At 68.0% G+C, this 26609-nt stretch carries 16 protein-coding genes; 6 read left to right on the top strand and 10 right to left on the bottom strand.

Features of this window, described 5'->3' with window-relative positions; all coding sequences use genetic code 11:
• Nucleotides 1-55: 55 nt before the first annotated feature.
• Nucleotides 56-1198, bottom strand: coding sequence for a mannose-6-phosphate isomerase, class I (manA, locus tag AYL44_RS00925; protein ID WP_064001397.1), 1143 nt, complete (start codon nucleotides 1196-1198; stop codon nucleotides 56-58).
• A 59-nt stretch (nucleotides 1199-1257) separates the two neighbouring features.
• Here manA and AYL44_RS00920 point away from each other — a divergent pair, with 59 nt between their 5' ends.
• The 4 genes from AYL44_RS00920 (at nucleotide 1258) to AYL44_RS00905 (ending at nucleotide 7471) form a co-directional block, all read left to right on the top strand.
• Nucleotides 1258-2658 (top strand): O-antigen ligase family protein, encoded by a 1401-nt coding sequence (locus tag AYL44_RS00920; protein ID WP_064001396.1) that lies wholly within the window; start codon nucleotides 1258-1260, stop codon nucleotides 2656-2658.
• Entirely contained in the window at nucleotides 2655-3929 is a 1275-nt protein-coding gene (locus AYL44_RS00915) for an O-antigen ligase family protein (RefSeq protein WP_064001395.1), read from the top strand. Before AYL44_RS00920 ends, AYL44_RS00915 begins: the two co-directional genes overlap by 4 nt.
• A 468-nt stretch (nucleotides 3930-4397) precedes the next feature.
• Nucleotides 4398-4817 carry a hypothetical protein gene (locus tag AYL44_RS14500; protein ID WP_157532554.1) on the top strand — a complete coding sequence of 140 codons (420 nt, stop codon included), beginning with the start codon at nucleotides 4398-4400 and terminating at the stop codon, nucleotides 4815-4817.
• Complete coding sequence (locus tag AYL44_RS00905) at nucleotides 4814-7471, top strand: stealth conserved region 3 domain-containing protein (RefSeq protein ID WP_064001393.1); 2658 nt, start codon at nucleotides 4814-4816, stop codon at nucleotides 7469-7471. The genes AYL44_RS14500 and AYL44_RS00905 overlap by 4 nt, the downstream gene beginning before the upstream one ends.
• A gap of 35 nt (nucleotides 7472-7506) precedes the next feature.
• Here the strand turns inward: AYL44_RS00905 and AYL44_RS00900 are convergent, their stop codons facing one another.
• Nucleotides 7507-9870 (bottom strand): CDP-glycerol glycerophosphotransferase family protein, encoded by a 2364-nt coding sequence (locus tag AYL44_RS00900; RefSeq protein WP_064001392.1) that lies wholly within the window; start codon nucleotides 9868-9870, stop codon nucleotides 7507-7509.
• 242 nt (nucleotides 9871-10112) lie between these two features.
• On the opposite strand from AYL44_RS00900, the gene AYL44_RS00895 reads away from it, so the two are divergent.
• A complete protein-coding gene (locus AYL44_RS00895; protein ID WP_231872689.1) occupies nucleotides 10113-12464 on the top strand; it encodes a CDP-glycerol glycerophosphotransferase family protein in 2352 nt (783 codons plus the stop codon).
• Here the strand turns inward: AYL44_RS00895 and AYL44_RS00890 are convergent.
• Nucleotides 12461-13933: a glycosyltransferase family 2 protein gene (locus AYL44_RS00890; protein ID WP_064001390.1), complete on the bottom strand. Its 1473-nt coding sequence runs from the start codon at nucleotides 13931-13933 to the stop codon at nucleotides 12461-12463. The genes AYL44_RS00895 and AYL44_RS00890 overlap by 4 nt on opposite strands.
• 93 nt (nucleotides 13934-14026) lie before the next feature.
• Here AYL44_RS00890 and AYL44_RS00885 point away from each other — a divergent pair, with 93 nt between their 5' ends.
• Nucleotides 14027-15424, top strand: coding sequence for a bifunctional cytidylyltransferase/SDR family oxidoreductase (locus AYL44_RS00885; protein WP_064001389.1), 1398 nt, complete (start codon nucleotides 14027-14029; stop codon nucleotides 15422-15424).
• A gap of 19 nt (nucleotides 15425-15443) precedes the next feature.
• Here AYL44_RS00885 and AYL44_RS00880 read toward each other — a convergent pair whose 3' ends face one another.
• From AYL44_RS00880 to AYL44_RS00850, 7 genes are all read right to left on the bottom strand, one after another.
• Nucleotides 15444-18128: a bifunctional glycosyltransferase/CDP-glycerol:glycerophosphate glycerophosphotransferase gene (locus AYL44_RS00880; protein ID WP_082886054.1), complete on the bottom strand. Its 2685-nt coding sequence runs from the start codon at nucleotides 18126-18128 to the stop codon at nucleotides 15444-15446.
• Nucleotides 18125-20227, bottom strand: a complete 2103-nt coding sequence (locus AYL44_RS00875) for an acyltransferase family protein (RefSeq protein WP_197471556.1) — start codon at nucleotides 20225-20227, stop codon at nucleotides 18125-18127. The genes AYL44_RS00880 and AYL44_RS00875 overlap by 4 nt, the downstream gene beginning before the upstream one ends.
• Before the next feature lie 58 nt (nucleotides 20228-20285).
• The gene (locus AYL44_RS00870) at nucleotides 20286-21026 is read right to left on the bottom strand and encodes an ABC transporter ATP-binding protein (RefSeq protein WP_064001387.1); all 741 of its coding nucleotides are present in this window, start codon (nucleotides 21024-21026) and stop codon (nucleotides 20286-20288) included.
• Nucleotides 21026-21922 carry an ABC transporter permease gene (locus AYL44_RS00865; protein WP_064001386.1) on the bottom strand — a complete coding sequence of 299 codons (897 nt, stop codon included), beginning with the start codon at nucleotides 21920-21922 and terminating at the stop codon, nucleotides 21026-21028. Before AYL44_RS00865 ends, AYL44_RS00870 begins: the two co-directional genes overlap by 1 nt.
• 99 nt (nucleotides 21923-22021) lie before the next feature.
• Nucleotides 22022-23929 (bottom strand): SH3 domain-containing protein, encoded by a 1908-nt coding sequence (locus AYL44_RS00860; RefSeq protein ID WP_082886051.1) that lies wholly within the window; start codon nucleotides 23927-23929, stop codon nucleotides 22022-22024.
• 90 nt (nucleotides 23930-24019) lie between these two features.
• On the bottom strand, nucleotides 24020-25129 hold the full coding sequence (locus tag AYL44_RS00855) for a glycosyltransferase (protein WP_064001384.1): 1110 nt from the start codon (nucleotides 25127-25129) through the stop codon (nucleotides 24020-24022).
• A 19-nt stretch (nucleotides 25130-25148) separates the two neighbouring features.
• Nucleotides 25149-26603, bottom strand: coding sequence for an LCP family protein (locus tag AYL44_RS00850; protein ID WP_064001383.1), 1455 nt, complete (start codon nucleotides 26601-26603; stop codon nucleotides 25149-25151).
• Nucleotides 26604-26609: the final 6 nt, after the last annotated feature.

Raw genomic sequence — 26609 nt, 5'->3', positions numbered from 1 at the left:
CGTAAACCCTCAACCGGTGATTGAATCTTCTTGACGCTCCCGGCGTGTCGCCGCGTCAGGCGGGTCGGCCGGGCTGAGCCAGGTAGGCGACCCCGTCGCCGGACAGGGCGATCGACGTCTCGTCCTGGGCGTAGGCCGCCGTCCCCGGCGTGAGCGTCACCTCGCGCTCCGCGGTCCCGACGGTGACCTCCCCCGACACGACCAGGACGATCGCGGGACCACTGAGCGGCGCCTGCACCGGCGCGCCGGCGAGGACGTGACGCGTGAGCAGGAAGTCGGGGACGCCGGCGTCGAACACCTCGCCCTCACCCTCCGACACGGGTGTCAGCAGCGGCGCGGGTCCCGGTTCGGTGTCGACGATCCGCAGGAGCTCCGGGACGTCGATGTGCTTCGGGGTGAGACCGCCCCGCAGGACGTTGTCACTCGCGGCCATCAACTCGACGCCGAGACCGTCCTGGTAGGCGTGCAGCACACCCGCCGGAGCGAAGACGGCCTCCCCCGGGCGCAGGACGACGAGATTCATGAGGAGCGCGACGACGATGCCCGCGTCCCCGGGGAAGTCGCGAACGATCGCGCGGAGGACGTCGAGCTCCTGCGCGAAGCCGGGCACGGCCGCATCCGCCACGGCATCCGACACGTCGCGGACGACGTCCTCGGCGCGTCCGGTCAGCACCTCCTCGATCACCCCGCGCAGCGCGGCGGACGCGTCGGGCGCCGTCAGGGCGGAGCGGAGACGGTCGACCCCGGCGGCATCGCCCAGTCCGTCGAGGAGTCGGAGGGTGTCCGCGACGGGACGGAGACCGACGAGCGCGCGGAACGGATCGCTCAGCGCCACGATGACCTCGGGCTTGTGGTTGTCGTCGCGGTAGATGCGGTCGCCGGCGTCGCGCGGCACCCCGGCGGCCTCCTCGGCGGCGAAGCCCGCCTTCGCCTGTGCGAGGTCGGGGTGGGCCTGGATCGACAGCGACGACGAGGCGGCGAGGATCTTCAGGAGGAAAGGCAGCGGCGGCTCTCCGGCCGCCGCGCGCGCCTCGGGCAGGGACCGCCCGTCACCGAGGCGGGCGGGGCTGCCGGGGTGGTCACCGAACCACACCTCGGCCTCGGGGCCGCCGGTCGGCACCCGCCCCTGCAGGTCGGCGATCGCGGACGGGGATCCCCAGGCGTAGTCGCGGGGCTCGTTCGAGAGGGTCTCCAGCACGCGATCAGCCTAGGGCGTGCGGAGGAACGACCAGGCCCGCGCGATACCCTTCTGTCACCATGGCCGTCCATTCCTCGCACCCGGTCTCGGCGCCGCCGGCCGCCCCGCCGCGCGAACGGACGAGCCACATCCTCCTGCGGGGCTGGTGCATCCTCCTGCTCGTCATCACTTTGTCGGGGACGGCCCTCCCCCTCACCTTCGGCATCGAGGTCGCCGCGAGCATCGGCATCGTGAGCTTCCTCGTCTCTGTCGTGCTGTGGGTGACGATCCGCCCGCGCGTGCAGTGGCCCCGGCTGCCCTGGTACGCTCTCGCCTACCTCGCCTTCGCCGTCCTCTCCCTCCTCTGGTCGCACTGGCCGGACGCGACCCTCGCCACCGTCGCCCTCCTCATCGTGACGACGGTCGGCGCCCTGTTCGTGGGCGCCGTGCTCACCTGGCGCGAGATCGTGCGAGCCCTGGCATCCGCTCTGAAATGGATGCTGGCACTGTCGATCCTCTTCGAGCTCTGGGTCAGCCTCGTCTGGAACGGGCCGATCCTGCCGCACTTCGTCCGCCCCGACGGGCCCGTCGACGATCCGATCGTGCTGTGGTCGCGCGACAACCTGCTCGACGGCGGGCGGATCCAGGGTGTCTTCGGAAACGCCAACGCGCTCGCCTACGTCGCACTCCTCGCGATCGTCGTCTTCGCCATCCGGATCGCCTCGCGTGCGCCTCGGCGCCCGGTCCTGGGACTGTGGATCCTCCTCGCCCTGTACCTCTTCGTCCGGGCGGGGTCCGCGACCGCGACCGTGTCGGCCGTCGCCGTCGTCGTGGTGCTCATCACCGTGCTGGTGATGCGCACGACGACCCGGGCCGGCGAGCGCACCCGCTACTACCTCGTCTACGCGATCGTCGCCGTGGGCGGGCTGCTCGCGGTCTGGGCGCTGCGAGACCGCGTCTTCTCGGCGCTCGGGCGTTCGAGCGACCTCACCGGCCGCGAGTCGATCTGGGAGAAGGTCCTCGAGCGGGCGGTCGAGCACCCCGTGATCGGCTGGGGCTTCTCCACGCCCTGGATCCCGACCGAGCCGGCCTTCGACCGCTGGATCGTGGACCACGGTCAGACCGTCATGCAGGCGCACAACATGTGGGTGGACGTCTTCCTGCAGCTCGGCGCCGTCGGCGTCGTCCTCATCGCCGCCGCGTACGTCGCGTTCGTCTGGCGGTCGTGGTTCTTCGCCGTCGACCGCCCCCGGTGGGACCTCGTGGCGGACCGGCCGTACACCGCGGTGACGCTGCTCCCGACCCTCACGGGCGCGATCCTCCTCGTGCAGGGCCTCGCCGAGTCGACGCCGCTGCTGAACTGGGGATGGTTCCTGCTCATCCTCTTCGCGTTCAAGATCAAGCAGGCGCCGCTGGTCGGCCGCGGACCGTCCGAGGAGCGCCTCATCGGCGAACAGGGCGACAGGCCGACCGAGCGATGAGGACCGGCCTCGTCCGCGTCCTCGACGTCCTCCGCTCGAGCGAGTTCGCAGCCGCCTATACCAGCGCGACGATCGGCGCCCTGTTCGCCACGCACGCGCTCCGTCAGCTCATGGGTGACGCCGGGTTGGGGGCCGTCACGACGACCCTGTGCGTCATCGGCGCGGGAATGCTCGTCGCCCGCCGACGCGAGCTTCGTGTCGTCGAGATCATGCCGACGACGCTGGGCCTTCTCCTGATCTGGTTGCTCGCCTCGTTCTTCTGGGGACCGTCCGCATCGCAGACGTTCGCCGGCTGGCTGCAACTCGCCGTCCCGACCTTCCTCGCCGTCGTCGTCGCTCAACTGCGCGACACGCTGCAGACCGTCCGATCGACCGGGGACGTGCTCCGCTTCCTGCTCGCCGTATCGCTCGGGCTCGAGATCCTCAGCGGCATCCTCCTCGACGGACCGATCCGCTTTCTGGGCATCGGCGGCAACCTCGCCCTCGGCGGACCCATCCAAGGTATCTTCGGCACACGCACCGTGTTGGGCGTCGTCACGATGATCGCGCTCATCACCTTCCTCGTCGAGTGGCGGACCCGGTCGGTCGCACCGAGGATCTCCCTCTTCTCCGTGGTCCTCGCCGCCGTCCTCGCCGTCTTCACGGACTCCCCCATCGTCCTGGTGATGGCCGTCGTCACCGTGCTCTCGACGCTCATCCTCGCGCTCCTGCGGCGGGCGCCCGCGCGGGCACGGCCCGCCCTTCAGCGGGTGATCGGCGGAGCTGTCGTCCTCGGGCTCGTCCTCACCTACGTCTTCCGTCGCCCGCTCGTCTACTGGCTCAACGCGGAGCCGGACTTCCTCGTGCGATCGCGATTGTGGAACGCGGCAATCGACCTCTCCGAGAGCCGGCCGGTGCAGGGATGGGGATGGGTCGGCACGTGGCCCGACTATCTCTCGCCGTACTCCTACATCCGGCTGATCACAGGGCGCGACCATGGGTCCGCCCTCAACGCCTGGGTGGACATGCTCCTGCAGGCGGGCGGCGTCGGCGTCGCCCTCCTCGCCCTGCTGGCCGGCTTCGCACTCGCCCGCTCGTGGATGAGCGCGACCGAGCGACGCTCCACGGTCTACACCTGGACGCCGCTCGTGCTCATCATCCTCCTGGCCGACTCGGTCGTCACGAGCGCGTTGCTCGGCGGCTTCGGCTGGTTTCTTCTCGTCGTGTGCAGCGTCAGCGCGTCGAAGGTGCGCGGGTGGCGTCGGGACCTGTCCGAGCGCGTCGGGGGCTGAGGCGGGTTTCGGCGGCCCATCCGCGACATGCAAAGATAGTTGCCTATGGACAGGCCGATCTCATCCTTCGTGCCCGTACGCATCAAGCGCGTCGCGGTAAGGGCGAGGCAATCGCAGCAGGCCGCAGCCGCGGCATCCGTCCGTCGCGTCGTATGCCCCGATGGTCGCGCTCTGCAGATCATCGTTGACGTCCGACGTCCGCGAGTCCGTCCCGTCGTGCATGTCGCCCACCCCAGCATCGGCGATGTCACGCCGGTCGACTCCCACGGCACCACGCACCGCTTCCACATCCCGTTGCAGGAGGTCCTCGAGGATGCGACCTGGTCGCAGCTCGAGATAGGGGTCCGCCTCAATCGCAAGGATGTACGTGTTCCGCGGCCTGCGTCCTCCGCCGTCGGAGACGGCCCTGCGCGGAGCGACGGGCGGGACTGGGCCGCTGTCGAGGTCTCCGGGGGACGGGCCCGCCTCGTGCGCAGGAAACCCGCACCCGGGCCCATCGCCTTCGACGCTACCAGCACGGTCAGGGGCGTCTCCTTCTCGGTACCGGCGGACGTCATCGAGGTCATCCTCCGGGCCGCTGAGGGCGGGCACGAGGTCGCCGTCCCCGTCATTGATGGGGTAGCCGAACCGACGCTGGACGTGCTTCATCGTCGCGGCGAGGAGACAACGGTGGTCTGGCGCGTCCTCGCGCGCACAGGAGACGACGACCTCCCCGTTCGCGCGCCCGATGAGGACGTCTCGTCGCTCCAGAAGGCCTACAACTTCCCTATGCTCATCGCCCGCGATCCAGCCGACGGTCTCCTGTACTTCGCGAAACCCTACTTCGACAATCCCACCAAGGAATTCCGGGTTCGCACCGGCATCCGTGAGGAGACGCAACCCGCATGAGGATCGTGTACCTCCTCACGACGGCTGACGCGAGCGCCGGAACAGAGAACGCCGTCCTGACTCAGGCCAACGCCCTCGCCCCGTTCGCGGACGTCGAAGTCCTGTCAGTACATCGGACGGCTCGCCGTCCCCACTTCGCAGTCAGCCCACGGGTGCGTCTGCGTTACATCGCAGATCGTCCCGAGACCGCCACCCCCTCGAGGGTCATCCCCAAGTCATGGGACGATCAGTTCGACGCCGCCACGGATGACGCCGTCGCCGCCGCGCTGCAGCGCATCCGCGCAGACATCGTCGTGACGACGACGCCGGCTCTCGCGTACCTCGCGGCGCGCTATGTCCGGTCCGATGTCAAACTGGTCCACCAGGAGCACCGCGTCAGCTGGGCGCGCGGTGCCGGCTGGGAGCCCCTGCGCCTCGCGGCGCCACGACTAGACGCGATCGTCGCACTGACAGAGGTGAACGCGGCGTGGCTCAATGAGAAGCTCGCCGGGATCGCGACGCACGTCGCCGTCATCCCCAACGGCATGGATGTCGCCGGATCGCCCGTCAGCTCCCTCGATCAGCGCCTCATCGTCAGCGCGGGACGCATGGTGCCGGCCAAGCAGTTCGAACACGTCATCGAGGCATTCCATCGGGCGTCTGAGAACGTGCCGGATTGGCAGCTACGGATCTACGGCGACGGGCCGAGTCGAGTCAGGCTGCAGACGGTGATCCGCCGACTCGGGCTCGAAGCGCGCGTGTCCCTCCCGGGCGTCGTCCCCGACCTACCGACGCAGCTCGCCAAGGCGTCGGTGTTCGCTTTGGCGTCTCGCTCCGAGGCGCTCCCATTGGTCTTGCTGGAGGCGCAGGCTGCGGGCGTGCCGCTGGTCAGCTATGACACGCAGACCGGTCCCCGAGAGATCATCGAGGCAACGGGCGGCGGCATCCTCGTCCCACGCGGGAGCCGGAACGGCCTCGCTGCGGCCATGCAGACCCTGATGGCCGACGACGAGCTGCGCCGCCGCTACGGCGCGACGGCCCGCCAGGGCGTCCGTCAGTTCGATCTCGAGGAGGTCACCAAGAGATGGCGCAGCTTCTACGCCTCACTGTCCTCTCGGTCCCTCGAACCGACGACTCTCTCCGCGACTGACGACACAGAGCAGGACGGGGAGACCATGCCGGTCGCCCTTCCGCATCGCATCGAGGACAACCTGCTCCCTGAACTCACACGGCGCAACATCGCGTGGCGTCGCGTCCCGACCCGAGGCGCGGCGTGGAAAGTCGTGACGTCCCACTCGTCGGTCGACGACCTGCTCGCCGCTGTACGCGCGCAAGGGGAAGACCGAGCCTGGATCGTGGCGCGCATCGGAGGGCAGGCGGTGACCGACCCCTGGCCCGAGGCGGCGGAGGCGCCTCTCTTGGCGCGTCACGCCGACGAGCTCGTTCTGCAGCGGGAGGACGGCGCTCCGCTGGGTGTCGTGCAGATGTGGCACCGCAACGACGAGGGTCTCTATGAACGGCCGGCGCCCGACCGCGGGCCGGCCTGGGTTGACGAGGAGAGCTGGGAGGCGTGGACGCGTTCTGGAGCCGCTACGGTCTCGGGCGCACCCTACTGGGATGAGGTCACGTTCCCCATCGACCTTGTCTACACGTGGGTGGACGGTGATGATCCGGCCTGGCGGGCCAGACGTGCCCCTTTCATCGAGGACCGCTCAGATCAGTCCTCCGACGCGGTGCGCGACGCCCGGTTCCGCAACCGGAACGAGCTCTACTACTCCATCTCCTCCGTGAAGCGATACATGCCCTGGGTCAATCGCATTTACGTCGTGACGGACCGCCAGGTACCCGCCCGTGTGATGGCAGATTTCACCGACGTCATCATCGTGGACCACAGCGAGATCTTCCCCGACCCCTCCGTCCTGCCCGTCTTCAATTCGCATGCGATCGAAGCCACTCTGCACCGGATCCCGGGCCTTTCGGAGCATTACATCTACTTCAACGACGACATCCTCGTCGCACGCCCGCTCACGCCGGACCAGTTCTTCCTGAGCAACGGCGTCGCCAAATTCTTCCCGCACGGGGTGGAGATCAACTACGGCGGACACGACGACAAGCCCCACCTCCAGGCGGGGGCGAACAACCGCGCATTGTTGCTTCGGGATTTCGGGGTGGAGATCGTCCGAGGGATGATGCATACGCCGCACCCCCAGCGACGAAGCGTCGCCGAGGATCTCGAGCGCTCCTACCCGGAGGAATTCGCGCGCACACGCGCGAGCCGTTTCCGCAGCCCTACCGACATCTCCGTCGCGTCCTCCTTGGTGCCGTACTACGGCTACCTGACTGGTCGGCACATCCCGGGCTCGATCGGCTACCGCTATGCATCCCTGCGCGCGGACGCGCTCTCGAGCCGCTTGCAGCACATCCTCAACGACCCCCGGGTCGCCGTGGTGGCCCTGGCGGAGCCGATGAACGAAGACCGTCGCCATCGGGACGAGGATGCGATCCTGCTGAGCTTTTTGGAAGAACTCGTCCACCGCGGCAATCCGGCGCCGGCGGTGTCCCTGGCGACGACCACGCTCGAGGAGATCCCCGCGACCGCGGCGGTGGCTTCGCCGGCCGTGCCGGAGGTCGACATCCTGGAGGCACGAGAAGCCTCTACGAACGACGCGGTGTGAGGGGATGCCGCAGCGGAGCCGCCCGAGGTATCGGGTCAGCCGCGGCTGAGTGCGCGCACGATGCGCTCGCAGGCGCCGTCGTCCCAGAAGGCGTAGGTCCTCTGCGCACGAGCCCGATAGAGCTCGGTAGCCTCGCGGTCGGAGAACGCGGACACAAGCGCGTCCACGGCGGAATCGAGGGTCGTCGCGACGGCCCCGAATCCATCGCGCTCGAAGTCGAAATATCCCTCGTGCAAGGTGTGATTCGAACCGAAGATCGAGCCGGCATCGAACTGGAAGTAGACCACGGCGGTGTCGGCGTAGGCGGCGTCGAAGGCGACCGATGAATAGTCTGTGACGAAGACGCGACTCGATGTCAGCAACTGCTGCACGTTCTCGCGCGCGTAACTTGTCATGCGCACGTGTGGGGGTATCAGCTCCGCCGGGAAATGCGCCCCGATGTTCGGGTGCGGCAGGAAGACGATCTCCCCGCCCATGCTCTCCGCAGCTTCGCGCAGTCTTTCATCGCCGAGAAGAGCGGCGATCGCGGTGACATACTCCGACGTCGCGAAGTCGGGATGCGGCATGCGTGGCTCGCCGGGCCTGGCTGCGGGGAGGAAGAGCGAGTTGCGCCATGTAGGTGCGATGAGGATGCCGGACCGCTCGTCCCACGGCCGCTCGACGCTGAGCCGTCGCAGCTCGTCGTGTCGCGGCATCCCCGTCAGCACCACTTCCCGGGATGTGAAGGCGTAGGGGGTATCGTCTCCGGCGATCGCCGCATACTCGTCGTTCGTCGAAGTGACGAACAGGTCGAGCCTCTGGTTGTTGAGCCATATCGACAGATCGTTGTGAATGACCCCGTGCTGCAGAAAAGTGAAACGCCATCGCGGGTCGCGTGCGATGAGTCGGTCACCGCGGGGCCGGAACACGTCGACGCCTGCGTGCGATGACAGGTACTCGACGGCCGCGTGCAGCAGCAGCTGGTGTTCGACCGTGCCGTACGCGACCAGGCGGAAACCCTCCGCAGCCAGCCGGCGCCAGTCCGGCGAATCCTGGCGCAGGACGAACCAGGCGTTGATCTCGGGGCGATGGCGGCGCACCCAGCGGTAGAGGTGTTCGGCGTTGTCGCCGGCCAGATTGGCACGGTCCATGAACACCCACGCCTGTTGGTAGCGTCGCGTCGCCAGGGGCACGCGCGAGATCACGCGGACCGCCGAGGCCCGGCTGAGCCACGAGCGGCGGGCGGCGCGGAGACGTGCTCGGACACCGGGCGCCGACGTGATCGGGCCGCGGGGCCGAGGCGGCGCGGGCGGCCGGGTGTGTTCCTGACCCTGGAGGATGGCGACGGAGGGTTCGGACTCCACCCAGACGAGCCGCTCGCGAACCAGCGTCTGGGCGAAGAAGTCGACGGTCCTCGTCTTGGCTGCGACGATCGGGAGCGCGCGGCCCCGGCGGTCGCGGAAGTGTTCGCCTGGCGTCTCGCCCTCGAAGAAGTACCGGACGAGCGCGTGCCCCGTCCGCGCGTCGACGCGTGTCCACCGCGGCTCTTGCGGTCCGCTGACGCCCGCCCACCCTGCGAGCACCGCGCGCAGCTCGTCGCTGACGAATGACGCCGCATACTCCGCGGCGACCCCTGGACCCACGGCGCGCATGACGGCAACGGCATCCGCGACGACCTGAGCCTTCTGGTCGTCATCGAGCGCCGTGGCCTTGCGTGGTGTCGCACGCTCGTGTCGAAGGATGCCGGTGAGCTCGTGCACGGCCGCCCATCCGAGCCACTCCGCAACCGCGTCGGTGTCGACCAGCGCACGCACCGCCGCGACCCTGTGCAGATAACTGCGCGCCTCCGCGCGAAACCGGACGAACTCCTCGTCGGCGAGGGGTCGGACGCGTTCGATGAACTGCGCCTCCGCGAGAAGACCGACCAGGGGCGCATCGCTCGCCGAAGACGTTCTGGCGAGGAGGAGCGCATCATCCGATGCGGACACGGGCACCGGCATCCAGTCGACCTGGTCCACGACAGCTGACCTGCGGAGGAAGGCCGATGGAAGGTGCGTCTGCAGCGCGCTCGGCTCGTCCCGCAGGTCGACCGTGCGAGTACCGCCGGTGAAGCGGTACCGAGAGGGATGCGTATCGCGGAGCTCGCCGTACTCGTTCGCGCGGACGACGTTCAATCCGATGACCGGGAGTTCCTCCGACGCCGCGGCGATGAAGCTCGAGACCGCTGCCAGCGCGTCGGAACCGTAGCGGTCATCGACGCGCGGAAACGCGACCCACTCCGCGGTGGTCGCGGCGAGACCGGCCCTGCGGAGTTCACTCGTCGCCGCGTCTGCCGCCTCGACGACACAGCTGCGGGGATGCGCTGCGCACCAGGCATGCGCCGGACCGAGGTCGACGCCGGGCGCGGCAACGAAGACCACCTCGACCTCTAGGGAAGCCTCCGGGCGAGGCAGGGACGAGAGGAGCATTGAAGGCGACTCGCCCTCGCGAAGGACGACGATCAGCCCCAACCGCGGAACGCTGGCCTCAACCGAATCCCCTGAAGACGCCATGGTTCGATTCTAGTCAGGGCATGCGCCCGCCCTTCGGACCGGTCACGCCGGACTCGGAGGCCGAATCTCGTAGAATCTCGAGGATTCCCTTGTGAAAGCGGTGACTGCGCGTGCGCGAACGTCTTCGGGCCAGTCGGCTCCTCCGATGGCTCCGTGCCCTCCCCGTGGCTGTCCCCTACCGGATCCTCCGCCGAGTACTCAGACTCCGCCGTGACCGGTTCCTTTTCCTGTCCGACTCCCACCTCGGTTTCGAGGGGAACATGCGATTCGTCCGAGACGAGCTGCTGCTCCGGATGCCGGGGGCCGAGGTGGTCGGCGTCTTCAAACCCAGCCTCAACGCGCCCCGTCCCCTTCGGGATGTACTGAGACTCCCCTGGCTGCTCGCGACGAGCGGCACGATCGTCGTCGACGATTTCTATCCGATCATCTACCCCCTCCCGATCCGACGGGGTGCTCGTCTCGTGCAGATCTGGCACGCGGCCGGAGCGTTCAAGCAGGTCGGGCACAGCCGCGCAGGTCTGCCCGGAGGCCCGGTCCCCGGCAGCGACATCCACCGCAACTACACGCACGTACCGGTGAGCTCGGAATCGGTGCGAAAGGACTACGCCGAGGCTTTCGGCATCGATGTCGCACGTGTGCAGGCGCTCGGTGTTCCGCGGACGGATGTCTTCTTCGACACCGATTACGTCGAACGCACACGTCGTCGGGTGCGTTCCGAGCTCGGTGTCAGCGAGGACGAGCGTCTCGTCCTGTACGCCCCCACCTTCCGCGGGAACGGCCAGCTCAGCGCCCGCTCCGAAGGGAGCGCCGATTGGGGGGCGATCGCCGACAGCCTGGGAGCTGGATTCCGGGTCGCGGTCCGCCAGCACCCCTTCGCGGCCGCATCCGCGCCGCCTCTCCCCCCGCACGTCTTGGACGGCTCGACGGCCGACATGAATGATCTGCTCATGGCGACCGACGTGCTCGTCACCGACTACTCATCCTCTATCTTCGAGTTCGCCCTTCTCCGCCGGCCGATCGTCCTGTTCGTTCCCGATCTGACCGAATACGCCGGGTCGCGTTCGTTCTACCGTCCCTTCTCGGCCTACGCCACCGGACCCGTGGTCGAGGACCCGTCGGAACTCGTGGACGCTCTGCGCGATGCCACCGTCGACCCGGCCGCGCTGACCGCATTCTTGGAGGAGTTCTGCGGCGCGCTCGACGGCCGGTCGACGCAGAGGATCGTCGACCGGATGCTGCTGAGCGACTCCACGCGCGTTGACGTCGACGAGGAGACGGTAGCGCCGGGGTCCGTGGAGCCGACTCGAGTCGACGGGCTGATGGGCCTCCGTGTCCTGGCGGCGCATCTGACGAGAATCGCCCTGTCGGCTGTGTACGCGCCCCTGAAGCTCCTGCCCGTGCAGCGCAAGGTCGTCATGATCAGCCGCGAGCACCCGACCGTACCGGACGATTTCACCGACCTGGCCGCATCCCTCATCCGTCAGGACCCGGATGTGCGCGTGGTGATGCTCGTGCGGATGGTGCCCCCGGGGGTGATTCGCAAGATCCGCTACGCGGCACACCTGCTGCACCAGCTGTATCACGTGGCCACCGCACGCGTGGTCGTCGTCGACACCTACGCGATCGTGGCGAGCGTCCTCCGACACCGGGACGAGCTCACCGTCATACAGATGTGGCATGCCCTGGGAGCTTTCAAGAAGTTCGGCCTCAGCATTCTGGGGCGTGAGGAGGGTCGCGATCAGCGGCTCGCGCGGGCGATGCGCATGCATGCGGGGTATGACATCGTGCTCACCAGCGGAGAGGACTGCCGACCGGCGTTCGCCGAGGCCTTCGGTGCGCCTCTCGAACGCGTGCGTGTGGCACCCCTGCCGCGCGTCGACCGTCTTCGCGACCCGGAGGCCCGAGCCCGAACCCGCGAGCGGATCCTCGAGGCTCTCCCGCACCTGGCCGGTCGGCGGATCGCAGTCTTCGCGCCCACCTTCCGCCTCGACGGGACCGTGGCGGTCGACGTGCGAGCCCTGTCCGATGCGCTCGAAGCCGTCGGCATCCACACGGTCGTCAAGCTTCACCCCCTCATGCACGCGGACTTCGGTCCGGAGGTGGACACGGGCGGGGGTTTCTCGACGCAGGAGATGCTCGCGATCGCCGACCTCTTCATCACCGACTATTCCTCAGCGCTCTACGAAGCAGCCGTCCTCGACATCCCCACCTACTTCCTCGCGCCCGACCTCGAGACCTACCTCGAATCGCGCGATTTCTACCTCGACTACCGGCGAGACCTTCCCGGCCCGATCGTCCGCACGGTGGACGAACTGACAACTGCCGTCGCGGCAGACGCGGCCTCGACGGAGGATGCACGTCGCTTCGCCGACCGGTGGGTGCAGGCGCCCGTTCATTCAGCCGCAGGAGCCACTCCCTGCGCCGACGCCATCGCGACGATGGTCCTCGAGACGATGCGCTAACGACCTCGGCGACGCCGGTTGATCGTGCGAGCGAGCTGGCGTCGGGCCACTCGGAGCAGGCGGCGCAGACGGTGGACCGGACCAGCGTCTGGGCCGGTGATCGGCTTCCACACACGCACCTCACCCTCACGCGCAGGGATGGCCCACGACCCCGCACGGCGGCGACGGTCCCGGTCCGTGACCTCCGCAAGCTGCTCCCCTCGGCGCGCGCGTACGATGCGGCGGGCCCGCCCGTCGACCGTCACACTCCGAAGCGGGCTCGACGTCGTGATCCGGGCGACGGCGAGGACCGTCTGTCCGAAGTAGTCCGGGACGACGGTGTCGACAGCGGATGCGGGCAGGCGAGACCCTTCGCTGCAGGTGACCGCCACCGCCGAGCCGAGGCGCATCGGCGTCGAGGTGAGGATTTCCCCGCCCTCACTGACGGCGTAGGCGCCGACCCAGCGCGGCAGGTCGCGGCCCGCGAGCAGCTGCAGGAGGAGCCGACTCTCGAGCGGAAGAGCCGTCGCGTCGTAGCCGAAGAGACGGGACTCGCTGACGTGCACAGCGCATGCGCCCAGCGCGCGGAGGACGCGAGCACGGCCCTCCTCGTCGAGGACATCGGCGCGGCCATCGGGGGTCAATTGAACGGGAAGCAACCACTGGCACTCGTAGAGGAACATCGACTGCAGCCACTCCGGCACGCCGCTCTCGCCACACGAGCGCATGAGTGGCTCGTAACCCGCCTCGAATCGTTCGAAGTACGCTCGCTGATCGGTGCGGAAGGCGTCGACGGCGGAGTCGCGCGATGCGCGCCGGCGATAGATGTACGACGCGCCGGCGACGAGACCGAGCCGCGGGGAAGGCAGACCGAGCAGGTACTCGGCGACGAAAAGCGCATCCTCGGACGCGTGGAGCCCGGTTCGGAACCGGACCCCCGCACGCCGCAGGTCGCCGAGCCGGAAGAACGCCGACGCCACGTTGAGCTGGAAGAAATCAGGATGCGCGGAGAGAGGGACGACACGATCGCCGCCCGCGAAGCGGAAACTCAGTGCGTGGACGTCCTCGGGGGTGGGATTCGGTTCGCGGAGGCGGAGCAGACGGGCCGACGCGACATCGAGGCGGTGGGCATCGCGAACGAGGAACCGGGCGACGCTGGCGAAGTAATCGTCCGCCAGCACGTCATCCGAGTCGGGGAACGTGATCCACTCCCCCGCGGCCTCGTCCAACCCGCGGTTTCGCGCCGCACTGACCCCAGCGTTCTCCTGCCGGATGAGTCGAGCCGGGAACGGGGATGTCGGCAGCCAACGTTCCACCACGTCCCCCGAGGCGTCCGGCGAACCGTCGTCGATGAAGACGAGGTCGAGCTCGTAAGGGCCGAGTTGCTGCGCTCGGAGGGAGCCGAGCAGATCGGGCAGGTACGGCTCGACGCGATAGAGGGGGATGACGGCGGTGATCCTGACCGAGACCGACGACTCTCCCCCGCGCACTCGATCATTGTAGAACGGCCGTCCGCGCCGCTCCCGGCCGCGGGGACCAAGGGGCCGCCGGATAGGATGGACCGTCCCCACCGGAGGAGTCACATGACCGCTCAGAGCCGAACCGTCGCCGTCGTCCTGGCGGGCGGGATCGGGGTCCGCGTGGGCCTCGGCATCCCGAAGCAGCTCCTCAAGATCGCGGGCAAGGCGATCGTCGAGCACACTCTCGAAGCCCTCGAGGCCAGCGCGGACGTCGACGAGATCCTCGTCATGATGAACGCGGAGTCCATAGGTGAGCTGGATCACCTGATCTCCAGCGGCCGTTTCTCCAAGCTGAGCCGCATCCTTCCGGGCGGGGCGACCAGGAACGACACGACCAAGTTGGCGATCAGCGTCCTCGAGGGTGAGGACACCAAGGTTCTCTTCCACGACGCCGTCCGACCCTTCATCGACGCGCGCATCATCGGTGACTGCGTGAACGCCCTCGACACATACGACGCCGTCGACACCGCGATCCCCTCAGCCGACACCATCATCGAAGTCGATCGGTCCAGCTTGATCACCGGCATCCCGGATCGTTCGCGGCTGCGCCGCGGTCAGACCCCGCAAGCCTTCCGGCTCGGGACCATCCGACGCGCGTACCAGATCGCCGAGGGCGACCCCGAGTTCCGAGCCACCGACGACTGCGGAGTGGTGTTCACCTATCTCCCCGACGTCCCCATCTTCGTCGTCGACGGCACCCCCGAGAACATGAAGGTCACGGAGCCGATCGACGTGCACATCGCGGACAAGCTGTTCCAGTTGCAGTCCGCGAGCCTCTCCATGGAGCGTCTGGTGAAAGAGCTCCCCGACCTGTCCGGCGCGGGCATCGTGGTCTTCGGCGGGAGCTACGGCATCGGCGCGAGCATCGTCGACCTGGCCCGTGCACGTGGCGCGAACGTCATGGAGTTCAGCCGCACCTCAACGGGCACCGATGTGCGTTCCGCGTTCCAGGTCGGGGACGCGCTCACAGAGGCGGCTCAGACCCTCGGGCGTATCGACGCCGTCATCGTGACGGCCGGTGTCCTCCGGATCGGACCTCTCGTCGAGACGTCGCAGGAGGACCTCGAGCACACCATCGAAACCAACCTGCTCGCCCCGGCGGTGATCGCCCGAGAGGCCTATCCCCACCTCGCGCGCCACGGCGGGCAGGTCATCTTGTTCACGTCGAGCTCGTACACGCGCGGCCGATCGGGTTACGCGGCCTACTCGGCCACGAAGGCAGGCGTCGTCAACCTCACCCAGGCGCTTTCCGAGGAATGGGCCGACAACGGCGTCCGGATCAATTGCATCAACCCCCAGCGCACGGCGACGCCCATGCGCACCGCCGCGTTCGGTGACGAACCCGAAGGCTCCCTTCTCGATGCCGACGACGTGGCGAAGGTGACCCTCGGCATCCTCGGCTCAGACCTGACCGGTCAGATCGTGACCGTGCAGGTGTCTGAGATGAAGAACCTGCGCTGACCGGCGCCGCCGGCGTGCATCACGTCAGGTTCTGCCATCGATCGATCGGCGCTGCCATCGATCGCTCTGTGAGGGGTCTCCGCGTCCGAGACTCGACCATCGCGTCGAAGACCCGGCGTGAGTTCTGACCGTCGCGGACGGGGAAGGCCCGCCTCATCCGTTCGAGGAAGACCGCATCCACGGCGCCGGACAGAGCCTCCTCGACCGCCCGCGCGGCGTCATCGGCGGTCTCCACGATCGGACCGAAACCGTGGGTCTCGTACGTGAAGTAGGCCGGACGCTCGGTGTGCCCTGCGTAATACTCGTCCCGGTCGAACTGGAAGTAGACGACGGGGCGCTGGACGTACGCCATGTTGAAGGCGACTGAGGAGTAGTCGGTGACGAGTACGCGGGCGCGCGCGATCATCTCGCGGACGTCGACGTCGTCGTAGGAAACGATCTCCACGAAGTCGGGGACCTCGAAACGATCGAGGTAGACCCGCATGTTCGGGTGCGGCATGAAGACGACGCGCATGCCGCGCGTCGTCACGGCAGATCGCAGCGAGTCGCTCGTCAGAAGACCCTGCACCGCTCGTGCGTAGGTGGTGTCACCGAATTCCTGCACCCCTTCCCGATCCCGCGAGGACGACATCATCTTCCCGACCAGATAGTCACGCCACGTCGGCATGACGAGGACGATGTCGCGTTCGTCCTCGGAGACCGCGGCATCCTGCGCCAGTAGCGCATCGAAACGTGGCAGCCCTGTGAGCCGCACCTCTTTGGGACCGAACCGGAAGGGGGACGGGCCGGCGATGAAGTCGTACTCGTCCTCCGTGGAGGTGACGAACGTCGCGATGCGCTTGGTGTTCAGCCACCCCGAGATGTCGCCCTTGATGACGCCGTGCTGCAGGAAGGTGAAGTTCCACGGCCGACGCCCGAAACGCCGTGGGAGCGGGTCGGTGATGAAGCGGTCGGCGTGGCTCGACGCGACGTGCTCGGCAGCCATCATGAGCGCCGTGAACCGCGCCGAGCCGTATTCGACGAGTCGGAAGCCTTCTTTCTCGAGCCGACCCCAGTCCACGGATCCCCGCCGGAGGACGAACCACGAGTTGATCTCCGGGCGGTTCTGCTTGACCCACCGGTAGAGGATCTCCGCACTGTCATTCGCGTCGACGTCCCGGTCGATGAACACCCAGGCGCCTTCGAATTCTCGTCCCAGCCGTGGCGACATCGCTCCCCACGCGACGCCGACCCGGCGCAACGCAACGGAGATGGTGGGGCGTTCGCGCGCCAGCGCCTTCACCTCCCGAAGCATGAGCCCGCCGCGGCGACGCAACCGACGGAGCCCGCGCAGGGTCGCTTGGGGCTCCGCTCGCGACTCCGCCGACGCCGTCCTCGCCGCCAGGACGTCCCCGTCGATCCCGGCGGACCGCCCCGCGTTGGCTCGCAGATGGATGCTGGCCGGCTCACCGCCGAGTTCGACCGTGAGTGCGGACTCCACGGGGAGCCACAGGTAGCGCTGCCAGACGATGCGCCTGCCGAGGTATTCGAGACCGACCTCGGCTGTGTATCGGGGCTCGATGACTCGGTCGCCCGCATGGACGACCTCCGAGGGGCGATCACCCCGGTAGCGGTACACGAGCGAGACGAGCCCACGCTTGGGATCGATGCTCCCGAAATGCATATCGCTGTGTCCGGTGCCGCGCTTCACGAGGACCAACGCTTCCGTCATCCAGCTGGGAACGGGCATGATGGTCCACTCCATGAGGGTGTCCTCATCGATGTGCGCCAGCCATAAGGGCAGTAACTCCTCCACCTCGTCATGCATCGCCGCAGGGAATTGCGTGCGACGGACAGTCGGTGTCTGAGAGCTGCGGAAGAGCCAGAGCAGGTCGTACACCATGAGGTTCTGCGCCCAGCGCGGAAGCCTCCCCTGGGCGGCGTCGACGACGTCGAGGTATCCGTAGCGAATGGTGTCGGTGTACTTGCGCGGATCCGCGACGTTCGCCTGGACGGTCGACGACGCATCGGCACGCTGGCGGTAGTGGTACTCGCTCGACCTCACGAGTCCGACCAGCGGGGCATCGAACTGCAGCAGGTAGCGCGAGACGAGGTTGCCGTCCTCGAAACGCAGGCGCAGACGCTCGCGGAATCGGATCCCATGAGCGAGCAGCACCTCGCGACGGAGGAAGCCGGTCGTCACGTGAGCCTGGATGACGGTCGGCTCCTGCGAGAGGTCGACCAGTCGAGTGCCCTCCGCGAACCGCCAGGTGAGGGCGTGCGTGTCTCGAAGCGCGTCCGCCTCCCGCGCTTCGAACCAAAGGATCATGCGCGCGCTGAACATGGCAGCATCCGCCGCGCCGGGCTCCGACATCTGCGCCAGCACGTCGGCGAAGTAGTTGGGTGTCAGAACGTCGTCCGGGTCGGGGAAGGTCACCCATACCCCGGTCGCGTGCTCGAGACCGACATTGCGCGCAGAAGCCTGCCCGCCGTTCTCCTTGTAGACGTAGGAGACGTTGGGATGCTGCGCCGCAAACGCCTGCGCCAACTCTCCCGTCTCGTCGGTGGAGCCGTCGTCCACCAGGATGACCTCGAGGCTCTCGAAGCCGCACGTCTGGCGCAAGAGGGACTCGAAGTAGTCGTCGAGGTACCGTGCCACGTTGTACATGGGCGAGACGACTGAGATGGTACGCCCGGTGCGGGAAACGTCGCGATGTGAGGTCATAGCAATTCTTTCGCGGTCGCCCAGATGTCGGGAGCGAGAGTTCGGGAGAATGTCGCGCTCAGGTGGCCGCGATCGAAGTAGACGATGACGCCGCCGACGACGGACTGGCAGACGTCGGCCGAGCAGATGCGGTCGGTGAGGTCGAGGAGACGGACGTTCGGGTCGTCCGACCGCAGCGCCGCAGCGTCGGCCAGGGGGTCGACCACCTCGCGCCGACGAGTCCCGTCGCACGCGGCGAGATCATCGCCGGCCTCCTCCACGCACTGCGGCACGTTCGCGAGGTCTGTGGCGTACGGCGTGTCGCGTAGGACGAGGGTGGGTACCCCGGCATCCGACCATCGATCCAGGACACGACCGTAGGCCTCCTGAGCCACGGTGGCGTTGTCGGCACGGTCGTAGCCTTCGATCGGCTGATACGTGCGATCCGAGATCACGACGAGGTCGTATCCGCCGTTGGCGATATCGGCGATGGAGCGCCGGTTCCACGCCAGGCAATTACTGGATGCCGGCTCGGAGCCGAGGTCGATCTTCACATCCACGGTGTAGCACACGCTGATGAGATACGTCGTGATGCGCCACCCGCGTTCCGCGGCGATCTCCTGCAGAGCGGGGAGCCAGTGCCCCGCGTGCGAGTTGCCTATCAGTGCTACCCGCGTCGCATCGGGAGCATCGGATCCGTACTCGCACGTTCGCGTTTCCGAATAGTCGGCGAGGGTCCAGCAGTCGTCCTCATAGGGGTCGGGGCGATCAGCGGCGGCGAAACCCGGCGATGTCAGCAACTCGGCCCCGTGTGGATCACACGACTCGGTATCGATGAGTGCCCTCGCCCCGAAGCACGGCGCCGAGCCGTCGACCAATGCATCGATCCGCGCCTGCTCGTCCGCCACCGCCCGCGCTTGAGCGTGGACCGTCGCGCCCGCCGCGAGCACGAAGACCAGCATCCCGACTCCCGCGAAGACGAACGATCGCCGGAGGGGCCGTCCCAAAGGCCGAGTCCCGCGGAACCGGTCCTCCACCCAGCGCTTGGTCGCCCACGAGAGAGCGACGACACCGGCGAGGACCACGATCTTCTGCCATCCCCGAACCTCCCGATCGAGGACGACAGGGAGCAGAATAAGCGCAGGCCAGTGCCACAGGTAGATGCTGTAGGACAGGTCACCGACCAGCTGCACCGGTCGCCACTCCATGAGGACGGACGGAGACAGGCGGTCCCGCTCCACGGCGGCAACGAGCACCAGGGCGGTCGACAGCACCGGCAGCAAGGCGACGCTCCCGGGGAACGGCAGCGATTCCGAAAAGATGAAAGCCGCACCCGCTATCCCGGCGATACCCAGGTAGGCCAGAACGGTGCGGAGCCCGCGACGTCCCGCCAGGACGTGCTGGAGCGCCGGGAAAAGGCACGCAGCGAGAGCGCCGACGCCCAGCTCCCAGATCCGCGTCCAGGTGACGAAGTACGCCGAGCCCGGGTCGGTTGCGGTGAGGACCACGGACGCCGAGAACGAGATCACCGACACCAGCACGACAGCGACCCCGATACCGCCCCGCAGGGAACGGAGACGACGTCGAGCGACCGCGAGCGAGACGATCATCACCAGGACGGGCCAGAAGAGGTAGAACTGCTCCTCGACCGACAGCGACCAGAAGTGCTGGACCGGGGATGCCGCATTGTCCGCTGCGAGGTAATCAACAGCCTCGCCCGCGAGGAACCAGTTCTGCACGTAGAGCGCAGATGCGGCGATCTCTTCGGCGGTCTGCGTCCGAACAGTCTCCGGCGCGAGCAGGAGGACGAGCACGAAAGTGGTTCCGAGCACCAGGAAGGATGCGGGTAGCAGCCGACGGATCCGGCGTCCCCAGAACGCGGCCAGGTCACGGCCCGACCGGGGCGGCCTGTCGATGAGATGAGCTGTGATCAGGAAGCCGGAGATGACGAAGAAGACGTCGACCCCCACGAAGCCTCCAGGGAGCAGATCGGGGAAGAAGTGATAGACGACCACGACGCCGACGGCGATCGCTCGTAACGCCTGGATGTCCGCGCGCGGAGCGCGAACCTCATGATCGGCGGGTCGCCGATGGGCGGGCAACGAGAGGGGGCCGCTCATCTTCGAGCTGACGTCTCGGTGGATTCTCCGAACCGCCGGAGGCATGTCGAACTGCACGTCAGGATTCGAGGACCTCGAGTGCTTCCGCGATGGGCCCGTCGAACACGACATCGCCCTTGCTCAGCACGATTCCTCGGGTGCAGAGCTCCTTGACCTGGCCCTTGCTGTGGCTGACGACCATCATCGTCACGCCACGGGCCGCGAGTTCCTTCAGCTTCGCGTTGCACTTGGCGCGGAAAGGGGCATCGCCGACGGAGAGCACTTCGTCCACGAGAAGCACATCGAGCTCCACGTGGATGGCGACACTGAACGCCAGCCGCATGAACATGCCGGACGAGTAATGTTTGACCTCTTGATCGATGAAGTCGCCGATCTCGCTGAATGCGACGATCTCATCGAACCGTTCCTTGGTCTCCTTCTCACTCATCCCGAGAATGGCGGCGTTGAGGAAGACGTTCTCCCGCCCGGTGAGATCGGGGTGGAACCCGGCTCCGACCTCGATGAGACCCGCGACCTTCCCGCGGGTGAGGACACGCCCCGAGTCCGGCTCGAGAACTCCCGAGACGAGCTTGAGCGTCGTGGACTTCCCCGACCCGTTGAGGCCCATCACAGCGACGGACTCCCCTTCGCCGATCGAGAACGACACGTCTTTCAATGCATGGAACTGTCGAGCCCTCACCGGCTGTCGTCGCGCCGCAGCGATGAAGGCATCCTTCATCGATCGCGTGCTGCGCTTGCTGAACCATTTCGACACGTGGTCGACGATGATGCGGGGCTGGGTCTCTGCGGAAATCGACATCACAGGTCCTGTGCGAAGCTGCGCTCGAAGCGCCGGAAGACGAACTGGCCGATGACCAGGGAGAGGACGATGACCCCGATGGCAGCGACGAAGTGCCACTCGAACTGAGGCGGCCAATCGAGGTTGACGGGGCGAGGCCGCGCGTCATTGACAACGGGGAGCGAACCCCAGAAGGCGTGGTGGTACAACTCGACGCCCACCGCGAGCGGGTTGGCCATATAGAGGTCGAACAGCCACGGCACCGCGTGGTCGGTCGTCACTTTCCGAACCATCTCCCACGTGTAGAGGATGGGAACGGACCACGTCGCGATCGTCCGGATGATGTCGACGATGTTGCTTGCATCGCGGAAACGAACGTTCACGGCGGAGAAGAACAACCCGATGCCCACGACAAATGTGACGACGAGAAGGATGCCGAGGAGTGCCAGGCCGATCGATGCGAACGACGGCAGCCACCCGAAGAGGAGGCTCACGACGACCAGGACGGCCAGCTGTGGAAGGAAGTGGGTGAAGGTCCCGATGATGGCGGCGAGGGGAAACAGCTCCCTCGGCAGATAGATCTTTCGAACGAGCGCCTTGTTGCTGACGATGGAGCTCGTCGCGGCAGAGATCGTGTCGTTGAAGAGGTTGACCAGCACGAGACCGCTGAAAAGGTAGAGCGGGAAGGCGGGGACCTGGTTGTGCAGGCCGAGGATCTGCCCCACGACGAGGTAGTAGACGAGGAACTGCACAGTCGGCCGGACGTAAGACCAGAACCACCCGAGAACGGAGTTGCGGTAACGCAGGGACGTGCTCTTGCCGATGAGCAGGCGCAGCAGATAGTGGTAGCGGAAGACATCCAGAAGACCGCGGCCGCGGCCGGGCGTCTCGAAGGCGCTGTAATCGATCTGTGTCACAAGGTTCCTAGCGGGTCGGGATCCAGACCGGGTGATCAGCACCGGGCAGGCCGGATCGAGTCTAATGGACCCCTACCTCTGGAAATCCTCGGCGCGCGGTCAACGGAGGTAGGCTCCGTGCACCCAACCGGTGCGTGAACCCGCCTTGACCTGCCGCCACTCCCCCTTCGTCGAGACGATCGTCACCGTCGTCCCCTTCGCCAGGGTCGTGATGATGCCCCCCGTTGTCGACGGTGCGGACCGGAGGTTCAGCGCAGCCGTGGTGACCTTCGTGGCGGGCTTCGGGGCCGGTGCGACCAACGCCGACGACAACACCCACCCCGTCGAGCTCCCCGACCTGACCGCACGCCACGACCCATCGGAGTCCACCACCGTGACCTCCGACCCCGCAGCCAACGTCATCACCGCAGCACTGTTACCCGTCAACGCCGCCCGAGCAACAACCTTCGACTTCACCTGCATCTTCGACGTCACCGGCAACGACGGCTTCGACGACGACAACCGCGACGAATCCACCCACCCCGACACCGACCCCGCCGTGACCTTCGTCCACGCACCCTGCGTAGCCACCGCCGACACCGACGCCCCCGTCACCAACGTCGACACCAACTGCGACCCACCCGCAGACGACCGCACATGCACCGCCCGCGTCACGAACATCGCCTTCGGGGAAACCATTTCGAGGTAGTCGCTGTGGGCCCAGTATGTGGAACCGCTGACGGTGAGCCGCCACCATGCGCCGTACGTGCCCGTTCGCGCGAAGGTCTGCCCATCGGTGATCGATCGCTTGCCGGTCTCGCAGCTGGTCGTCGGAGCCTTGCGCGCGTTCAACGACTCGGTCACGACCACCGCCTCGCCCGACGCCTTCGTGATGCTCGACTCCGCAGGAAGCTTGCAGGCGTCCGAGCCGGCGGCGGGCGAGCCGACCGGCATCCGCAGCGCGGACTTCGCGACCCACAAGGTGCCCGACCCGTTCGCGATCTGCACCCATGAGCCGTAGGTGCCCTTGACCGTCACGGCGGTCGACGTCGCCAGCGCCTTGGTCCCCGACGTGCAGGATGCGACGGGCGCCTTCCGCGCCGTCGTCGCCGTCGTGACGGTCGCCGTTCCCGAAGCCGACACGACGTCGGCCGTCGCAGGGACGGTGCAGGCGGCGACCGTCGCCGGCGCGCCGGTGGCGTTCGGGACCGCGCTGGGAGCGAACCACTGCACGTAGTAGTTGTAGAAGTTCCGGTTGCCGTAGCTGGAGCACCCGTCGCCCTGTGCGTAGCCCGCCGCGAGCGCCGCGATGTTCGGACGGTACGGCGTGTAGATGTAGAGATTCGCGGTCGCCTGGTTCTTGATGAAGACCTTCGACGTCCCGCACGCGCTGTCCGGGTGCCACTTGACCGTGTTGACCTGATTCGCGCGGTAGCCGTACTTCGTGGGGTTCTTCTTGTAGACCTGCTGCTGGCGCGCGCCGAGGTAGACCTGGTTGACGAACCCCGCGGACGCCGCGCTGCACGGCGCCGTGTCGGGGCAGTTCATGCCCATCGAGGCGCGGTAGCTCCAGTCGCTCGGCTTGGTCGAGGTCACGAGTCCCTGTTCCTTCTGGAGCATGACCAGGATCACCTTCGGACTGATCCCGCACGCCTTGCCGACCGTGACGATGATCTCGGACGCGCGCACCTTCTTCTTACCGGTGATGGCGTTGCAATAGGAGTCCTTCGCCTTCGCGGGGAGGTCAGCGGTGAAGTTCCGCAGGCACGTCGGCCCGGTCGTCGCCTTGCACGAGGGCACGCGGGCCTCGAGGAACGTCTGCGCCTGCGCCGCCGTCATCGAGTTTCCGTTGAAGAATTCGGCGTCGCTGATGATGTAGCCGCCGTCCGTGATGGACGACGGGAGCTCAGCGGCGCGGGCAGCGGATGTCGGCGCGACGGCCATCAGGACCGAGATCGAGAGCAGCGCCGCGAGCACCATCGCCATGCTCCGCAGGGACCGTCGGGGCACGGAAGATGTGAGGCGCATGTGAACAGTGTTACTGAAGTCACGTTCCGTTACCAGTCGTGGCTGGATATCACTTGTGCGACACGCCGATTTCCCGGCGTTCGGACGACCTCAGAGTTCGGCGTGGAGCTGCCAGACGCGCTCCGCCGCTCCCGCCCAACTGAACGCTCGCCCGCGATCGGCGGCAAGGACGGCGAGGCGCTCCACCGCGGAGGTCGATGAGAGTGTCGCGGCGAGCTCGTCCCCCAGCGACCCGGCGTCGCCCGGCGCGAAGGTCGCTCCGTCCAGCAGGAGTTCGCGGTGCGTCGCGCTGTCGGCTGCCACGATGGGGACCCCCAGTCGGAGCGCATCCAGCGTCCGCCAAGGGAAGGCCGTGCTGTCCGACGGCACGAGGAAAGCGACGGCGCCGGCTAGGACCGCGGCGCGATCGGGCGCCTCGAGATGGCCGCGCACGTGCACCCGTCGCTCGGGCAGGCCCGCCGCGGCGGCGAGCTCGGCGATCGCGGGTTCCTGGCCGTCGGGCGCGTCGATCACGACGACGGCCGTGTCCCGTCCGGAGGTCACGACGGCCTCGAAACCGGTGCGCAGACGGCCGGATGCCGCCAACGACCCCGAGAGCAGGACGTACCCCTCGGGCAGGCCGAGGTCGCGCCGACGTCCGATCTCGTCACTGGGGACGCGGAGGGCGCTCTCGGGGGCTCCTGCGATCACCCGGATCCGGTCCCCGAGGGGCGCCAGCTCGGCGACCCGGTGGGCGAGCTCATGCGTCGGCACCACGACGGCGTCGGCGTGCCGGACGGCCCGGCGCAGCATGGCGCGGGCCCAGGCGGCATCCGTCCGCGACACCTCGTCGGGGTGGTCCCACGGACGGACGTCCCACAGGGTCACGACGGTCTGGTCGTGGTCGTGGACGCGGTCGTGGCGCACGAGCGGCGCCGCGAGCGTCGCCGAGTGGATGAGGCCGTCGCCGGCGCCCGCGCGGAGTCCGCGTCGCCACAGGGCCGCGGCGGCGGCGGAGCCGACCGGGAGGCGATCGGCGGCCGCCACGCCCTGCGCTGCCAGGGTGTCGTCCCGCGCGTCGCCGGGGATGATCGCGCGCACCTCGCACCCGCTGGGCGCCGTCGCCACGAGCGCGGCGGCCAGCTCCCGAGAGGCGGTGGCGAGGTCGGGCCCGGTCCCGGGAGCGGACGGGTCGAACACGAACCGCAGCGTGGTCGTCATCGGAACTCCCCCTGTGCGCTCACGGCGCGGTCGTCGGTGTCGGCGTCGGCGGGTGCAGGAGCGCCTGGACCTCGCCGCGGATCTTCGCCCAGTCCTCGGCGGTGGGGTCCTCCGGATCGATGCCGACCCCCTTCGGCGTCAGCTCGAGGTCCTGGACCTTCTGGTCCTTCGCCTTCACGCCGAGATCGACGAGGAAGGGGAGCAGGGAGTCCGGGATGTCGGTCTGCACGAGGTTCTTGCCCGCCGCCACGACCTCACTGAAGCGGGTCGCGACCGTCGACGGGGTCGCCTGGGCGAGGATCGCGGTCTGGAGCTCCCGCTGGCGCCGCATCCGGTCCCAGTCGCTGGTCGTGTACCGCGACCGCGCGTACCACTGGGCGGTGTCGCCGTCCATGACCTGGGTGCCCTTCTCGATCCATCCGGTCGCCCATTCCTCCGCGGGCTGACCCTCGAAGCGCGGGCCGGGGCCTTCGGGGAGGCGTTCCTTGACCGTGATCTTGACGCCACCGAGGGCGTCGACGAGGTCGGCGAACCCGTGCATGTCGATGAAGACGTGGTACGGGATCTCGATGCCGAGGATCCCCTCCGCGGCGTCCTTCGTCGCTTCGACGGCCGGTGTCGAATTCTGCGCGGCGGCATCGGGGTAGAGGCTCGCCCCGCGATCCTCGCGGCACACCTCGACGGCGTTCATGAGCTGGTTGATGCCCGACGACCACCCGCACGTCGACGAGGTGTGGCCCTCGAACCCGTCGGGGTACAGGTCGCGCATCGGCCCGTCCGAGAAGGGGACGTGACGGAGGTCGCGCGGGATGCCGAAGATCGTCACCGCGCCGGAGTCCGCGTTCACCGACACCACCGAGATGCTGTCGAAGCGCATGGAGTCGCGTCCCTGCCCGCTGTCGGCACCGAGCAGGAGGAAGTTGTAGTAGCCGTCCGACGGGGGCACGCTCGGGCCGGAGGCGAAGATCGACAGCCCGGAGCGCAGCGGCGCGACGACCGACTGGGCCGTGTACGCGGCCGCCGAGGCGGGGGCGAGCGCGAGGACCAGCGCGACGATCGACACGGCGGCGCGGGTTCGTCCGGGCACACGCCGCAGGCGGGCGAGCCGGAGCGTGTCGATCGTCAGCACGACCCACAGCGCGGCGTACGCCCAGAGCAGCACCTGCGCGAGGGTCAGCGTCCACCACGATGCGACGAGGGTCGTCAGCATCGAGCGCCACATCAGCGCCAGGAGCACCGTCGTGAAGAGAAACACCCACATGACGATCGTCGAGATGAGACCGACGCGGCCCAGGCGTCGACCACCCGCGAGGATCTGCGCGGACCCGGGAAGGAGGAAGTTGGATGCCACGAGCCACCACGCACGCCGCGACATCACACCGGGGGCCGAGGCGTCGGGGTTGCGGAGCGGGCGCTCCTCGACGAGAGCACGGCCGGACGACGAGGTCGCCCGCGGCGGGCTCAGGACGCTCACGGGAGC

This window comes from Microbacterium oleivorans, from assembly GCF_001644225.1.
In the GTDB taxonomy this organism is placed as follows: Bacteria; Actinomycetota; Actinomycetes; order Actinomycetales; family Microbacteriaceae; genus Microbacterium; species Microbacterium gawkjiense.
The sequence above is the reverse complement of the archived record's forward strand: the minus strand, read 5'-3'. Positions and strand labels throughout refer to the sequence as shown.